The 15,366-nt window shown below is 49.8% G+C and carries 17 protein-coding genes and 1 pseudogene; 5 read left to right on the top strand and 13 right to left on the bottom strand.

Features of this window, described 5'->3' with window-relative positions:
• Positions 1 to 339: 339 nt before the first annotated feature.
• The gene (locus NSQ51_RS08505) at positions 340 to 2,169 is read right to left on the bottom strand and encodes a diguanylate cyclase (RefSeq protein ID WP_121650121.1); all 1,830 of its coding nucleotides are present in this window, start codon (positions 2,167 to 2,169) and stop codon (positions 340 to 342) included.
• A 190-nt stretch (positions 2,170 to 2,359) separates the two neighbouring features.
• Positions 2,360 to 2,956 carry a DUF5317 domain-containing protein gene (locus tag NSQ51_RS08500; RefSeq protein ID WP_049626672.1) on the bottom strand — a complete coding sequence of 199 codons (597 nt, stop codon included), beginning with the start codon at positions 2,954 to 2,956 and terminating at the stop codon, positions 2,360 to 2,362.
• Between the two features lie 408 nt (positions 2,957 to 3,364).
• Here NSQ51_RS08500 and NSQ51_RS08495 point away from each other — a divergent pair, with 408 nt between their 5' ends.
• Both NSQ51_RS08495 and NSQ51_RS08490 read left to right on the top strand, forming a co-directional pair.
• Entirely contained in the window at positions 3,365 to 3,646 is a 282-nt protein-coding gene (locus NSQ51_RS08495) for an AbrB/MazE/SpoVT family DNA-binding domain-containing protein (RefSeq protein WP_049626673.1), read from the top strand.
• Between the two features lie 20 nt (positions 3,647 to 3,666).
• Entirely contained in the window at positions 3,667 to 4,089 is a 423-nt protein-coding gene (locus NSQ51_RS08490; RefSeq protein ID WP_061580932.1) for a type II toxin-antitoxin system death-on-curing family toxin, read from the top strand.
• Positions 4,090 to 4,268: 179 nt separating this feature from the next.
• Here NSQ51_RS08490 and NSQ51_RS08485 read toward each other — a convergent pair whose 3' ends face one another.
• The 4 genes from NSQ51_RS08485 to NSQ51_RS08470 form a co-directional block, all read right to left on the bottom strand.
• Complete coding sequence (locus NSQ51_RS08485) at positions 4,269 to 4,478, bottom strand: hypothetical protein (protein WP_147432130.1); 210 nt, start codon at positions 4,476 to 4,478, stop codon at positions 4,269 to 4,271.
• A 113-nt stretch (positions 4,479 to 4,591) separates the two neighbouring features.
• Positions 4,592 to 4,738, bottom strand: a complete 147-nt coding sequence (locus NSQ51_RS08480) for a FeoB-associated Cys-rich membrane protein (protein ID WP_080706570.1) — start codon at positions 4,736 to 4,738, stop codon at positions 4,592 to 4,594.
• 14 nt (positions 4,739 to 4,752) lie between these two features.
• Positions 4,753 to 6,744, bottom strand: coding sequence for a ferrous iron transport protein B (gene feoB / locus NSQ51_RS08475; protein ID WP_049626674.1), 1,992 nt, complete (start codon positions 6,742 to 6,744; stop codon positions 4,753 to 4,755).
• Complete coding sequence (locus NSQ51_RS08470; RefSeq protein ID WP_050367315.1) at positions 6,745 to 6,966, bottom strand: FeoA family protein; 222 nt, start codon at positions 6,964 to 6,966, stop codon at positions 6,745 to 6,747. It abuts the gene before it with no gap.
• Between the two features lie 228 nt (positions 6,967 to 7,194).
• Between NSQ51_RS08470 and NSQ51_RS08465 the strand changes: the two genes are divergently transcribed.
• The gene (locus NSQ51_RS08465) at positions 7,195 to 8,154 is read left to right on the top strand and encodes a bile acid:sodium symporter family protein (RefSeq protein WP_121650122.1); all 960 of its coding nucleotides are present in this window, start codon (positions 7,195 to 7,197) and stop codon (positions 8,152 to 8,154) included.
• 163 nt (positions 8,155 to 8,317) lie between these two features.
• On the opposite strand, the gene NSQ51_RS08460 is transcribed toward NSQ51_RS08465, so the two are convergent.
• From NSQ51_RS08460 to NSQ51_RS08440, 5 genes are all read right to left on the bottom strand, one after another.
• Complete coding sequence (locus NSQ51_RS08460; protein WP_033017040.1) at positions 8,318 to 9,244, bottom strand: endonuclease; 927 nt, start codon at positions 9,242 to 9,244, stop codon at positions 8,318 to 8,320.
• 63 nt (positions 9,245 to 9,307) lie between these two features.
• Positions 9,308 to 10,813 (bottom strand): Na+/H+ antiporter NhaC family protein, encoded by a 1,506-nt coding sequence (locus NSQ51_RS08455; protein ID WP_033017041.1) that lies wholly within the window; start codon positions 10,811 to 10,813, stop codon positions 9,308 to 9,310.
• Between the two features lie 164 nt (positions 10,814 to 10,977).
• The gene (locus NSQ51_RS08450) at positions 10,978 to 11,826 is read right to left on the bottom strand and encodes a metallophosphoesterase (RefSeq protein ID WP_049626676.1); all 849 of its coding nucleotides are present in this window, start codon (positions 11,824 to 11,826) and stop codon (positions 10,978 to 10,980) included.
• Between the two features lie 60 nt (positions 11,827 to 11,886).
• Positions 11,887 to 12,462 carry a hypothetical protein gene (locus tag NSQ51_RS08445; RefSeq protein ID WP_033017043.1) on the bottom strand — a complete coding sequence of 192 codons (576 nt, stop codon included), beginning with the start codon at positions 12,460 to 12,462 and terminating at the stop codon, positions 11,887 to 11,889.
• Between the two features lie 323 nt (positions 12,463 to 12,785).
• A complete protein-coding gene (locus NSQ51_RS08440; protein WP_033017045.1) occupies positions 12,786 to 13,091 on the bottom strand; it encodes a MerR family transcriptional regulator in 306 nt (101 codons plus the stop codon).
• A gap of 180 nt (positions 13,092 to 13,271) precedes the next feature.
• Here NSQ51_RS08440 and NSQ51_RS08435 point away from each other — a divergent pair, with 180 nt between their 5' ends.
• The gene (locus NSQ51_RS08435) at positions 13,272 to 13,487 is read left to right on the top strand and encodes a Fur-regulated basic protein FbpA (RefSeq protein ID WP_080706572.1); all 216 of its coding nucleotides are present in this window, start codon (positions 13,272 to 13,274) and stop codon (positions 13,485 to 13,487) included.
• Positions 13,447 to 13,584, top strand: a complete 138-nt coding sequence (locus NSQ51_RS08430; RefSeq protein ID WP_011231352.1) for a hypothetical protein — start codon at positions 13,447 to 13,449, stop codon at positions 13,582 to 13,584. Before NSQ51_RS08435 ends, NSQ51_RS08430 begins: the two co-directional genes overlap by 41 nt.
• 180 nt (positions 13,585 to 13,764) lie before the next feature.
• On the opposite strand, the pseudogene NSQ51_RS08425 reads toward NSQ51_RS08430, so the two are convergent.
• Positions 13,765 to 14,957: pseudogene (locus NSQ51_RS08425) on the bottom strand (molybdopterin-dependent oxidoreductase); the annotation flags it as partial.
• 11 nt (positions 14,958 to 14,968) lie between these two features.
• A complete protein-coding gene (gene nirD, locus NSQ51_RS08420) occupies positions 14,969 to 15,271 on the bottom strand; it encodes a nitrite reductase small subunit NirD (RefSeq protein WP_049626735.1) in 303 nt (100 codons plus the stop codon).
• Between the last annotated feature and the right edge of the window lie 95 nt (positions 15,272 to 15,366).

Genomic DNA, 15,366 nt, shown 5'->3' with positions numbered 1-15,366 from the left:
AGGGATGAGAGTCCGAAAGCGCTTACTATATGAATTCCTGAAAATGGTTCGATAACTAGTGATTGACAACACCCGTAGTGAACAGAAAAAATGTTCTCCACAAAGTCTTGACTGACTCAGATCGGCGATGTTGCTTGGCAAAGAGAGGTTGTCCATGGTATACTCTTTAAAGGAAATATGATCATGTTTCATAAAAGAATCGCCCTTCTTTCGGTGGTAGTGGTTTTGGTGACTCTATTCTACCAGAAAAAAGGGCGATTCTTCTATATTTGAGGCAAAAAAGTGGGGGCTGATCCCAAAACGCATTCGCGTTTTGGGTCAGCCCCTCCTTTCCCTTGTTCAATTCAGTTGTTGCATCTCAGCTAGCGGCAAATAATGCTCGCGCACAAACGCGATAAACTTCGCCGCATAGGCCGGGTCAAACTGCGTCCCTGCGCAGCGCTTGATTTCCTCGACCGCCTCTTCGAACGTTTTCGTCCGCTGGTACGGCCGTTCCGTCGTCATGGCATCAAACGAGTCGATAATACACAAAATGCGGGCCAGTTTCGGGATTTCTTCCCCTTTCAGCCCGTACGGATACCCTTTTCCATCATACCGTTCGTGATGCAGTTCGATGAGCGGAAGCAAATCATCAAACCGCTTCTCCGCCGCAATGATTTCCCGCCCCCATGTGACATGTTTCTTGACAATCTCCCACTCGTGTTTTTCCAACTTCCCTTGCTTATTTAAAATATCGCGCGGCACTTCGATTTTGCCGATATCGTGAATGAGCGCTCCCAAAATGAGCGTCTGCCGCTCGTGATCAGTCAACTCATCGAGGCAGCTGCCAAACTCGACCGCATATTTAAACACCCGTTTGCTATGGCGGTATGTGTAGACGTCTTTTGAAAGAAAAAACTTCACTTGCTGCTCGAGCGCTTCCAAGTCTTGTTTAAACTTAATTTCATCCAGGCACATATTATGCTTATCATACAATTGCACGTTATTTTTCCCTTGCGCCTTGGCGTAATACAGCGCTTGATCGGCGCGATGGATCAATTCCTCGCTTTCGTACATATCTTTTTCCATCTCGGCGATGCCGCACGAAAACGACAGGCAACGATACGGAATATGCTCGACGCCTTCAAAATATGTATCGTTCACTTCTTTGCGCAACCGGTTTAAAAACGCGTACGCGTCTTCTTTCGTCGTGTTGGGCATTAAAATGGCAAACTCTTCCCCGCCATAGCGGGCAACCGTAAAATTCGTCCCTTCCACCGCTTGTTGCAGCAGCTTCCCAAAAAAGGCCAACAAACGATCTCCTTGCAAATGCCTGTTCCGGTCATTGTATTTTTTAAAATCGTCCAGATCCAAAAACGCCAAGGTCAACGGCTGTTTGAGCATCTTGCAGTCAGAAAACTGCTCCTTGAGCGTTTCTTTGAAAAAACCGTGGTTGTATAGGCCGGTGAGGTGATCTCTGTTGGCGCGGTTGGATACTAACTGGTATAATTCCGAAAATTTCCTAAAAACAATAGACAATATCGTTACTAAAATAATAAATAAGGACAAGCCAAAATATTTCTCTTCCGACAATAAAATGGCTAAAACCATTGAAAGAAGCAATGTTACTGAATAACCAACACACGCCTCTTTTAAGACGCCTAACTCTAGAGCACCTTTAAATATTTGTCCAATGAAATAGAAGAAAAGAAAAATCAATAATACATTAATACTAAAATAAACTAGCAAACTAATCAAATAAGGAAGTAAATGATGGACATTTATCTTCCCAATATTCCCATCGAAGAATAAAAATGAGTAATAAGCACCTGATATCATCAAACAATACATTGAGAAATTAAATAAATGTCTCCATGCAGACATTCGTTGATTACGATACAATTCTATCAAACTAAAAATAAAAAGAACCTGTAACGTAAAGTTCAATCCATATAAAAACAGAGTAGCCAAGTAAACAGCAGAATCCATTGAAAAAGAATTAGCTTTAGGGGGCAAGATAATAGGAAAAAGATTCAACAAAACGACAGAACCAGTCAATATATATACTAAAACCCAATCTTTTAAGGATTGAGAATGGATATCAACCTCTGTAGCAAATATACACATCCCTAAAAGAGAGACAACAACAGTATATAGTTGTTCTTTGTTTTTTAACCGTTCAAAAACCATACAAAATCACTCTCAGCTAAAAAATTTTAAAGAAGGAGTATCGCCTCCCTCTTTATTAGATCAACATTATTATTTTCTACTCAATGAGTTTAAACCCCGACGTCAACGCCACAATCACCGAACCGAGGATGAACAAATTGATCAATACTTGTTTTGCTTTGAATTTCATGTCCTTTTCCCCCTTAACATTTTATTTATTGATCGCAGGGGCACCCGTTGTTTCTTCAGCATCATCTGCTCTATGCCGCGGTGCACTGAGCATCAGATGCTGGATGAACAAGAACGCCCCTACGTTCATCACAACGTCGCCGATGCTGATGACTTGTTGGCGCGGGTACGGCGGAGACAGCGGGATGATGTCGCCAAGAAACGGCAGAAGCGTATCCGATGTGATCGCCTGGTGCTTGCCGTACAGACCGGCTTTTAACGCTTCGATATATTCGCGGCCGAGAAATTGGGCGGCTTCGATCGAGACCGGCATCCGTCCGCCGTTTACGGCCATGACGATAAAGTTGAGCAAGACGCCGGCGAAGATGACCGGAAACCCTGGCTGATGGCGGTTGAGCCATAAAAACGCGAGCCCGGTGATGTAGACGAGGAGAAAAATGCCGTTGCTCATGCTCGAGATCCATGCGACCCGCTCTTGCAGGAAAAAGACCACAAACTGCACCGCCAATAAGATCGGGAACAGCCAACCGAAGCGCAATTTCATGTTGGCCAACCCTTTCAGGCTTCCGCCGCGAAACCAGCCGATCAACAACGACAAAATGATTCCATCGTAAACCATAATGCTGTCCCCTTGATAAACAGAATTTTCTCTTTTTTCTAAACTGCTATCCTCACTTCTATTTTTACCGTTTTTTTCATTCCATGTAAATAGTCTGTTCGTCCTAACTGCAAACAAATTTTGATGAATATCGTTTCTTTCTTTTCTTTTTCGTCATTCTTTGAAACAAGAAACGACAAAAACAGCGGCATGTATATCCATTGAATAGTGACAAAGAACCTACCCTCAATGGAATGATCCCCCGACTGCAAATGCGGCATGCGTTTTTCTCGTTGAAAGACAAAAAGCCCTTTTTTATTATTCCGTATTGCTTTTCGGAAGATTATTGTTATAATTGTTTATACAGTAATAATTTTATGGATAAAAACGTCCTTTTTGCCCATTATATGGAAAGGAGATGAAAAAGAAATGGACGCGGAAATGTTGGGAAGCAAGAATGACAAAACGTATACACGTCGGATTAGCCAAGTCGGGAATAGTTTGTCCGTTAGCATCCCGAAAGATTTAGCCACGATGCTAAACCTAAATAAAGGCGATGAAATCGAAATATATTACGACAAGGAACGAGGGGAAATCGTGATGAAACGCGCAAACCGAATTCCAAAAGGAGTCCGTCCTGAAGTCGCGATGGCAATGAACCGCGCGATCTCCAAATATGACGAAGCGCTGCGCAACTTGAAATATAGATAAAGGAGCAGCTGGAGGAAAACATGGTTTATTATTTGACAGCGGAAGAAATCCTATTTATCCATTACACGGTCATGGAAATGTACGACGACGCAGAACAAGCGGGGATCCAATTCCCCGATAAATTCGCGTGGATGTTGGAAAGGCCGAAAGCGAAATTGTTCGGGGAGGAACAGTTCCCTTCGATTATCGAAAAGGCGTGCTGCTATTACCATTCCATCGCGACAGGTCATATTTTCCACAACGGCAATAAGCGGACGGCTTTAACCGTATTCGTCACGTTCCTTGATTTGAATGGATATGAGTTCACGATGACCAATAAAGAAGCGGAAAATTTCACAGTGTACCTTGTCGAGGATGCCAAGTTCCGAGGAAATGATTGCATCCAGCATCTTGTCCACGAATTAGAAGGTTACATCCGCCCCATCCAAAACCGAAAAGAATGAGGAAAAGAGTGAGGAAAAGAGCGGGCCAAAGCCGGGTCAAGTTCAATTATTGCGTGAAATTCCATCGCCAACCCAGTAAACTTGGATGACAGGACCACAACGTCGTTTTTTTGCTGCTTTGTTTTTACGCAACTGTGCGAACCTTGATCCAAAGACGCCTTTTCGCTATTCGCAGCTTTTCATACTTTTACCTTGCGGCAGGTATTGAGTATTGTCAAAAGTTTATCCTCCACACTCACGGTCTTCCCTTGAGTTTCAACGGTTGAACGAAAAAAGCTTTCTATCCCCGGTGTTTCGGCCATCATTGAGGCAACAACACCCAACAGGCAAAACAAAGAGCGGCCTGATCTTTTGTCCTCCAGAGCCCGTTGAAACGAAAGTTTGCCCATTGCATCCCCGCTTATTTTTTGGCTATCCTACAACCATGGAAGCGAAAGTCTTTCGTCGGAAAATGAAAAAACGGATTCCGATCATCGTCAGGAATCCGTTTGTCTTGAACGGATTATCTCTCCGTCCCGCAGCTGCCTCGGCAATGGTCCGCTGCATGGCATGACGCGCACGCCCCTTTGGCGCTTTTTTTCACGTGTCGGACCATCGTCCAGCCGGCGTAGGCAAAAATCGCTCCGCCAATGATGATATTCGCCATCATCATATTCTCTCCTTTCATGGAAAACCTACTATCTTTCCAGCTTGGTAGACAAGAAGTGAAATCATATAAGCAACCGTTAAGGAGATGCCAATCGACAACAGCGTCCATTTCCACGATCCGGTTTCTTTGCGGATCGCCGCCACGGTTGCCAGACACGGAGTGTAAAGCAGGACGAACACCATAAAGCTGAACGCCGACAGCGGCGTAAACTGGGCAGCAATCACTTTCTTCAGCCCGCTTGCTTCATGAACGTGGTAAATAATATTCATCGTCGACACCACAACTTCTTTCGCCAAAAAACCGGTGATCAACGCGGCGCCCGCCTGCCAGGCGCCAAAGCCAAGCGGCGACAACAACGGTGCGATCAACCCGCCGATCGCAGCCAGCAAACTGTCATCCATTGGAACGCCAACCCCACGCGGCCCGACATACGTCAGCAGCCAAATGGCGACCGAACCGCCGAAAATAAAGGTTCCTGCTTTGCGGATGAATCCTTTCCCTTTTTCCCATGTGCTTCGCCATAGTGTGAGCGCCTGCGGCACGCGGTATGGCGGCAATTCAATGACAAACAGCGAATTTTCGTTTTTCAAGAGCGTCGATGAGAACAACTTGACAAGCCCCAAAGCCACTACAATGCCAAGCACGTAAAGCGAAAACACGACAAGCGCCTGCTCGCGGGCGAAAAACGTGCCGGCAAACAAGGCGTACACCGGCAAGCGGGCGGAACACGACATGAACGGCAGCGCCAAGATCGTCATGAGCCGCTCTTTCGGCTGCTCAATCGTCCGCGCCGCCATCACTCCAGGAACGTTGCAGCCAAAGCCAATGATCATCGGGATAAACGCCTTGCCGTTTAACCCGATCGTTTCCATCACCCGGTCCATCACCATCGCCACGCGCGCCATATATCCAGAATCTTCAAGCAGCGAAATGAAAAAGAACAAAATGAAAATTTGCGGCACAAACACCAACACCCCGCCGACCCCAGCAACAACGCCGTCCAAGACGAGCGCCTTGATAAACGGCGATGCCCCTGCCCAGTCGAGAAAACGGGACAACCCATCTGCCAGCGGACCGGAGAAAAACGCATCAAGCCGATCGGCAAGCGGCGTCCCCAGCCAGTTAAACGTCAGCATAAACACCACATACATCAGCGCCAAAAAAATCGGCAGCCCAACGTAGCGGTTCGTCACCACCGCATCGATTTTTTCCGTCCATGTCAACGGCTTATGTTTGAACTCAATGGCTGAAGCAGCGATCACCTCAGCGATCCAACGGTCGCGCGCCTCGTAAATATGCTTGGCGAGCGCGCCGCCAAGCGCCCGCTCCGTCTCCGCGCGAATCGCCGCGAGCGGCGAAAGGTTCATGCTATTATGCAAATACGCAGCCATGCGTTCATTTCCCTCAAGGAACTGCAACGCCGCCCATCGTTTGTTTCCAGGCACATCGTCCGGCAGCTGCTCGGCAATGCGTCTGATGGCGTTCTCCACTTCGGCGCCGTAATCGATTGTGATTGCCGGGTGCGGCTTATCTTTTGCCGCCAAAACGGCGTGAACCAATTCGTTCGTTCCTTTTCCGGTTCGGGCGATGACCGGGATAACAGGAACGCCAAGATACTTCGACAGTTTAGCGGCGTCCACTTTCACGCCTCGTTTTTCCGCCACATCAACCATGTTGAGCGCGATGACAACGGGACAGCCAAATTCCAGCAGCTGAACGGTCAAATGCAAATTGCGGCGCAACTGCGACGCGTCAACGATATTGACAATCGCTGAGCACGGCTCGGTCAATAAAAAATCAGTCGCCACTCCTTCATCACGGGACAGCGGCTGGAGCGAGTAAATGCCGGGCAAATCGACGACCGGCACACCGTGTTGGCGAAGCACTCCTACTTTCTTCTCGACCGTTACCCCACTCCAGTTGCCAACATATTCATAAGAGCCGGTTAAACAGTTAAACAATGACGTTTTGCCGGTGTTCGGATTGCCAAATAGAGCGACATACATTTATCTCACCTCAATCGACGCCGCCTCTTTGCGCCGCAAGCCGATTGCCTGCCCATCGACTTCGACCATCACCGGTCCGCCAAACGGCATCGCCGCTTTCAACCGCACCATTTTTCCTTCTTTCACCCCTAGATGAAGAAGACGCTGTTTCAGTGCCTCCTGCTCCATGGCCAGACGGACGACGACCGCTGTTTCCCCTTTATGCAAATCAGTCAGCACCATCGTCTTTTCCCCCCCTATTTCCCTGTCTATTCTCATGTGTGTCAAGAATGATTCTTTTTCTCAATCTCTATCATAGCATAACCAAAAAAAAAGGAAGTGATTTTTTTCACAATCATTCTATATTGTCAACATTTCTTCAAAATTTGGCGATTCATTAGTTGAACTTTTCAAAAAAATGTATATAATTTCTTGTATATCTTTCCCATCTTTGCTCAAGGAGGAAGCTCAATGAACACACTAGGAAAAATCAGCAACTTTGTCGGCAACACCTTTGCCATCTGGGTGCTTCTGTTTGGAGCGCTCGCCTTTTTCGCTCCCAGCGCATTTACGTGGATCGCTCCGTATATCGTGCCGCTTCTAGGCATCGTGATGTTTGGCATGGGATTGACGCTGTCAGCGAACGATTTTAAAGAGGTGTTCAAGCGTCCGCTTGATGTGTTAATCGGCGTCGTTGCCCAGTTTCTCATCATGCCGCTTGTCGCGTTTTTGCTCGCTTACTTTCTGCCGGTTTCACGTGAGGTGGCGCTCGGCATTATTTTAGTCGGCTGCTGCCCGGGCGGGACGGCGTCCAACGTCATGACGTATTTGGCGAAAGGGGACACGGCGCTGTCGGTCGCCGTCACCTCGGTTTCGACGATTTTGGCGCCGATTTTGACGCCTTCGCTCATCTTGCTTTTAGCTGGAAAATGGCTGTCCGTATCCGCTGCCGCGTTGTTTTGGTCAATCGTCAAAGTCGTGCTGCTTCCGATTGTTTTAGGGCTCATCGCCCAGGCGCTGTTCCAAAAGCAAGTAAAAGCGTGCATCCCGGCGCTGCCGCTCGTTTCGGTCATCGCCATTGTAGCCATCGTCGCCGCCGTCGTCGGGCAAAACCAAGCCGCCATTGCCAAAAGCGGGCTTCTTATTTTTCTGATTGTAGTCGCTCACAACGGATTGGGGCTGCTGCTTGGGTATTGGTTTGCCAAACTGTTTCGCCTGTCGCCGCCAAAACAAAAGGCGATTTCCATTGAAGTGGGCATGCAAAACTCTGGGCTTGGTGCGGCCTTGGCGACCGCCCATTTTTCGCCGCTCGCCGCCATTCCAAGCGCTATTTTCAGCGTCTGGCACAATATTTCCGGTCCGATGGTCGCAACATACTTCCGCAAACATGCAGACCGCCACGCGGCGGACGAACAAACCATTTCCGCTTGATCTCTTTCACACTTTGTCTAGCAGCAAGGCAAAAAGCTGTCCCCGAAAGACGGTCGTTTATTTCGGGAGACAGCTTTTTTGCCATCACTCTTGTTTCTCCACTTCCAAGCGATTCAGATGCGCTTTGGAAACAAAAAAGCCGATATTCGCCTTCAACCTCATTTCACAACGCCCCCTCAAACGGAAACACCATCCTTCCCGCTAGTTCCGGGAAATCAATGAACGGATTGCGGTTGCCTTGGATGAAAAAAATCGCGCTGTTGCGATGATGCTCATACACTGTCGGCGGAAATTGTTCGTGCCAACGGACAAGGAGCGGAATATCGATTTTGCGCCGAAACGACTTCGCGATTGCCTTCGGGTAGCGAAGCAGAAAGTACAGCATCGCCCTTGCCGCCGTCCCTTTGCCGTATTCCGGCTCGAAATAGCCGTTATGGACGACGCCACAGCGGTTTTGGATTTGTTCGTCGGGATCTTCCGGATTGTAAAACGGGAAATCCGCGTACGGAAAATTCGACCGCATCGTATTGCACTCCGGCTGGCAGACGAACAAATGATGCAAATCGCCTTTCATCGGTTCACGCGCGCCAAACCATGACTGCGGGACAACATGTTCGGCATTGAATTTCCACTGCTGCTCGATCGTGTTCACCCGCTCGTGCACCTCGCCCGGCCCTTGTTTGGCTTTTTTCAGCAGCTGGCGGAATTCGTCATAACGCCGCTTCATCGTTTCCACATCTTGGACGATTAACGTTTTCGGATCTTTCCGCTCGCCCGAATACAAGCTGCGCACCGTTCCGTCCGGCTGCAAGTCGATCCATGTGTACAAATACTCATCCTTGCTGAAAAAATACGGCAGCCGTCGCTTATGGGTGCGCGCCGCTAATTCATGATAGCGGACAAACAACATCAATCCATCCCCTTCAAGCGGCAGACGGCGGTAATACCGTTCGCGCGCCCGCTCATCTTCTGCGGCCTGATGATACGCATCCTCCACCGCGAGCCGCTCATTCAGCTGCTCGAGCCGTTCTTTCGGATCTTCCTCCCGCCATTGGCCGAGCTCCTCAAGCCGCCGTTCCGCCTCTCCCATCAGCGTTCCCCTTTCTTTTTTCTTTTAGTGTATCACGGAAGACGAAAGAGGGCGATAACGGCGTTAATGCAAAAGAAACGATGTCGCGCCGAACAAAACGGCGGCGATGCCGGCGGCGATCAACGACGGAATCAGCTTCGTTCGCGCGTATTCCATCACCGGCAAATCCAAAATAGTGCAAAGCGTCACCGTATTGTCGCTAAGCGGCGACGCAAACGCCCCGAACGTCCCACTCGCAAACACCGCGCCGATGACCGGCAAAATGTTCGTTCCCGACTGGCTCGCGAGCGTCACACCAAGCGGCATCAACATCCCCCACGTCCCCCATGACGAGCCGATGAAGTAGGAAATGACGGCGCCAAGCAAAAACAAAATCGGGGCGACAAAAAACGGCGGAATCCATTGTTGCACATGGCTCGTAATGTATTGGGAAAACCCTAAGTCTTCCGCCACCGCCGACAGCGCCCAAATGAGCGCCAACATGACAATGACCGACATCAGCTCATTGCCGCCTTTCACAAAATGGGTCAACAAATCGTTCAATTTAAATCGTTGCCAAAGGAAAAAGGCGACAGCGATAATTACAGTAAACAACAGCGCCTCCAACATCGCGCCGAGCGCATCGCTCCGCAAAAAAGCATCCCAAAACGTCCGCGCTCCGCGATGGCCGTCCCACCAGCTTAAAAACAGCGTCAAAACAAGAACGACTGAAAGTGGAACGATCAAATTCCACGGTTTCACCGGCGTTTCTTTCTGATAGGCGCGCGGGCATGTCTGCATCGCGTCCCCTTCTTCCCCTTGCGCTTCGTTCGGCTCGCTGCCATCAGGCTGCTGTTCTTCCGCCATTTCGAGCGCCAACCGCTTGTTCCAGCGCCGAATCGGCTCCATTCCCCGCGCTTCGCTCACCGCCGCCTGCTTTCGCCGCGAATAAACAAAAAAACTATAGTAGAGCCCAACAGCGATAATCGCGTACGAGAAAAAGTTAAACGGAATGCTTCGGACGTACACGATGTACGGCTCCGCACCGATGCCGGCCGTATCAAGCGCCTTGTCGATGACCGACACCATATAGCCGACAAAGGCAGTGGCGATCGGAATCAAGGCAACGACCGGGTTGGAAGTCACCTCAATGGCAAAGCCGATTTGCTGGGACGACAGCCCGAGCCGTTTGCTCAGCGCCTTCATGATCGGCGCGACGGTGACGATGCGAAAATCGGGGTCGCTGAATGTCACCATCGTCGATATCCACGTCAAGAACATGGCGGTTTTCGCCGACTTCACTTTTTTGCTGACGAGATGGACGAATCCTTTGATTCCGCCGGTGTATTTGATCATGCTGACAAGGCCGGCGAACACATACAAGAACATGATGATGCGGATGTTGTTCGTCTGCATCAAGTTATCGACGACGTAATGAAGCATCGTCCGCAGCCCACCAAGCAAGGACGGGGTCATCAAATAACTGCCAACCAACAGCCCGACAAACAGCCCCGGGATGACTTGCTTCGTCCAAATCGAAATCGGGATGACGACGAAAAATGGCAAGAGAGCTTTCCACGACGGTTCCATTGGCCATTCACTCCTTTCTTTAAAAAGTATGGCGATTGTTTCCTCTGTCTATGCAATCCGCAGCGAATCTTCATCCAACAACACGGAAACAGCTGCGAAAAAAGTGCAAGAGGACATACATGAATGAAACCGCTTTCCTGCCCCGAAAATAAAAAAGCTGCCTATTAGACAGCTTTCACTGCTTCTTTTTGGGACGAGAGCGCCAACAAATGGAGCGTCACTTCCGGCTTCGAGCCGATTCGAATGTTCACCCCGGTTTGCCCAAGCCCTTCGTTGATATAAAACGGTTTCCCCTCCCATTCATGATAACCTTTGATCATGTCCCGCTCGGTGAGCGTTTTGCTCATTTTCGCCAAATGGTACGGCTTTGGCCAATGAATTTGCCCGCCGTGGAAGTGGCCGGACAACAAGTAGTCAAAATGATAGTCTTTCATATGCGGCACGATGTCTGGATCGTGCGTCAACACGAGGTTAAGGCCGTCTTTGACGCCCGCATACGCCTTTTCAATGTCGCTGCGCCCCGTGTAAAAGTCATCGATGCCAATGATATTGACGGTGTGACCGTTGACGGTAATCGTCTTCGTCTCGTTTTGCAAGACGACGCAGCCGTGCGCCTCAAGCGTCGCTTTCAGGCGCTCGAACGACTCGCCTTGCAGCACGTAATCGTGGTTGCCAAACACGGCGTACATGCCATATGTCGGATTCAACTGTTTCAACGCCGTCAAATACGGACCGAGTTTGACAATGCTTTCCTCACGGTCCAAAAAGTCGCCCGTTAAGGCGATCAAATCGATGCGCTCCCCTTTCAGCTTTTCATACACATCATCCGGGGAAATGGACAGCTTTTCCAAATGAAGGTCAGACAGCTGCAAAATGCGGATGGCGCGGTTCCCACCATCCAGACTGCCGACCTGAACTTTATGCAAAACCGCTTCATACGTGTTGCGGTGGGCTTTGCGAATGGCCAAAACAAGCAATAAAAAGATTGATAGAATAATGAAAACGAACGTCATTGTCTTCTCTCCTCCCTCCATCACTATTATAGTGAAACGGAGGAGAGAAGAAAGAGGGAGTTAGTGGATGAGATGGTAACCATACAATGAAAACAACTTTTCCTTCGACATCAACAAATATTTCGGCGGGCGAACAAGCGGCATGAGACGGTGTTGGGCCACTGTCATCATCGGCCAATGGGATGCCATTTTCAACCAACGGTAAAATGAATCCGCTATGTCAATGACATCAAATCCGAGTCTCTCACAACCTTTGTTTAACATCGTTACGCCGATAATCCCTTTTATGCAGGCGGACTGTTCGTGATGGTAAAGATAATGGGCAACATACGGCAAACTGGCCTTCACCTGTTCGAAAATATAACGTCCTTTTTGAATATCACCTCGATACTGCATCAGTTCGCGAAGCAGACGAACATTATGAAGGTGAATTTTCAACAGCCAGTCATTGGCCGCAATCGTCGTTCCGTCCGAAAGGCGAATGGTTTCACCCTTGTATCGAAGCAAACGGACGCGAAAAATGGAACGACAGCCGTTCTCTTTCCCACCAACATATTCGAGGCGTGAACATGCATAATAGAGCGGATCCATCAGTCCCCATACAGACAACAGCCACTGCGTCGCTTTGCTTCTCATTGGCGGCATCCTTCCCCTGTTCGTTCTATCCATTTACATTATGGAATCGATCGAGCGGCATTATAAATGGAGAAAAAAGGAGAAAAGATGGCTGCATGACCAGTCGGGAGACGCGCGTACTGAGGTCCAGTTCCATTTCGCCCCCTGCTCGAGGCTTTATCAAAAAAAGCGCGCGCGAATCTCTATGCGCGCCAAACAACCATGCTCTTATGATTGGACAAACGCCACTGTGTTTACATCCTGTTGGCACACGGCCAGGCGGTTTTCCGCATGCTTTGCTTCCAAGCAGGGGATGCATCCAAAATTCGAATCTGCCCGCGCCCCTAGGAACGCATCCGAAAATGCGCATTCATTTGCCCTTTCAACATCCGCTCACGCAGCTCTTTCGTCATTTCCTGACGGATTTCCCACGTCGACACCCCTTCCTCGCGCTGATTGGCAATTTTCATCAACTGCTCCACATCGGCGAACGAATATTTGCGGATGCCTTTCGAACGGTCAGGGAACACAAGCTTCCGTTCCTCGTAATAACGAATTTGCCGCTGCGACAGCCCGGTCAGCTCGCTGACAATCCCGATCGAAATGACTTTTTTGTATTTGTAATGATCCTCTTGAGGATGATCTGTCATACTCCTCACCTCAATTCGTTGTATTTTCTAACGTAATTATACAAAAAATGATGTTAGCCCGCTAACTTTTGTAAATAAAATTAACATATTTTTTAAATTTCCTGTAAATGTACTTAACACATTTGCTGTAAACTGAAGAAAAAGATAGTATGGTAAAGGTAAAAACAGGGAGGGAATCGAATGGGGACATGGATGAGAAACGCCGTGCGGAAGAAAAAGCAATTTTATATTGAACAGCTCGTACGGTTCGGCTTAGCCGCTGACCGTGATCGGTTTGAAGAATGGACAATGGCCGAACTGCGACGCGAATACGAACGATTCCACCCCGCCCACACGATCGAAGGAGGACGCCGCCATGGACAAACAAGCGCTCGAACTGGCCAAACGCATCATTGAACTCGATCTTGAGCGCGACGCGATGTTTGAGCAACTGATCGCGCTCATCGGCAACCGAGCAGATGAACTGCTTCGATTTTTGCAAAATCGATTGTAAAACGATCGCAAATGAGAAAGTGCCCTGAATTTCTTCACGGGCACCTTTTTTCACCCTCATTCTTCAACAGAAATCCTTCCGAAATCAGCGCCAAGGCTGGAAAAACTTAAGAAACGCCGCGAACCCCCCTCTTTGTCAACCTAAAGAAAGGACTGTGTTCCCGACGGAGAACGGCTGACCCCCCTTTCGCGGCAGCTCATCCGGCGCAACGCCCCATACGCTTGCGATATACCGCCGGTGTTGCGGATGCTCAATGCTTCGGTAGCCCGGCAGCTGATCGGCTTTTTGTCCATGCTCGCGCCCGCCCTGCCCGTTCCCTTGTCCGGTGATCGAGCCAAACCCAGAGCCAGGACGGCCGATGTTTCCGGTTGATAGCACGACGTTGATCCACTGTCTGACCGCCGCATAGCTGTCCGTCTGCTGCTCCAAGCCGCGCGCCGTGAGCACGATCGCATCGGCCGCCTCCCCGTACTTTCGCGCCGCTAAGCGAATCTTCTCTTCCGGCACGTCAGTCAGCCGGACGATCTCATCCATCTCCACTGCTTCTATGTGCTGTTTCCATTCGACAAACCCAACCGTCCGCTCGCGCACAAACGCTTCATCGATATATCCTTCGTCAAGCAGCACTTTCCCGATGCCGACGGCCAGCGCCGCATCCGTTCCGGGCTTGAGCGGCAGGTGCAGATCCGCCAACGCCGCCGTTTTCGTTTCCCGCGGATCCACCACGATGATAAAAGCGCCGTTCTTCTTCGCTTCATAAAAATACGGCATCAACTTCGGCTGGCATTCGGCGACATTGGTTCCAGCTAAAATGATCGTCTGGGCGAGTGGAATGTCGGAGAGCGGATTTGTCAACCCGCGGTCAAGACCAAACGCGTCGTTCATCGCGGCCGCGGTAGCCGGCATGCAAAAACGGCCGTTGTAGTCGATGTGCCGCGTCTTGAGCGCCACGCGGGCAAATTTCCCGAGCAAATACGCCTCCTCATTCGTCAAGGATCCGCCGCCGTAAACAGCAAACGCATCGACTCCATCTCCTTCTGAATGGAGATGATTCGTTCCGCGATCAGCGAAAGCGCCTCCTCCCAACGGACCCGCACAAACCGGCCGTCCACTTTCGCAAGCGGAACCAACAGCCGCTCGGGATGCAAAGCGTGCTGGCAGGCGTTCATCCCCTTTAAACAAAGGCGGCCGTTGGACGTCGGGTTGTCGGTCGGGACCGCCTTGTAGCGGCGCCGCTCTACAATCCGCTCCTCCACCAGCTGAAGCGTGCACTGGACGCTGCAAAACGGACATTGCGTCGCGGCAGCCGTTTCTGACGCCCGTTCTTTTTCCTTGGCGCGAAAGTAGCGCAGCAATTCGTTCGTCATCGCCATTCCCCCGCTTCCTACAGCTCGACATATACCAAGCCGTCTTTCACCGCCGCGCGGTACGTTTTGACACACCCTTCATCCGGCGCCTGCACCCGGCCGTCTTTCAGGCAAATTTTCCAATCATGAAGCGGACAAAACACAAACTCACCGCTCACAATACCTTGTGACAAATCGCCTCCTCGATGCGGACAGCGGTTTTCAACGGCAAATACTTGATCGTCACTCGTCCGGAACAACGCCAGCTCACGATTCCCGACCCGCACGCATTTTCCGAGCCGCTTCGGCAGCTGTTCCAATGTTCCCACTTCCACCTTCATCCTCTCTTCGTCCTCCCCCTGCATCGATGTCTGATCCTGTTTGGCCATTCCTTTACAAACTTTCATGAACAACAACGTAAAATCGTCGTTTCGCA

The sequence above is a fragment of the Geobacillus sp. FSL K6-0789 genome (assembly GCF_038593135.1).
Taxonomy (GTDB): Bacteria; Bacillota; Bacilli; order Bacillales; family Anoxybacillaceae; genus Geobacillus; species Geobacillus stearothermophilus.
Note: the sequence above shows the minus strand (reverse complement) of the source record. Positions and strands in the feature narration are given on the sequence as shown.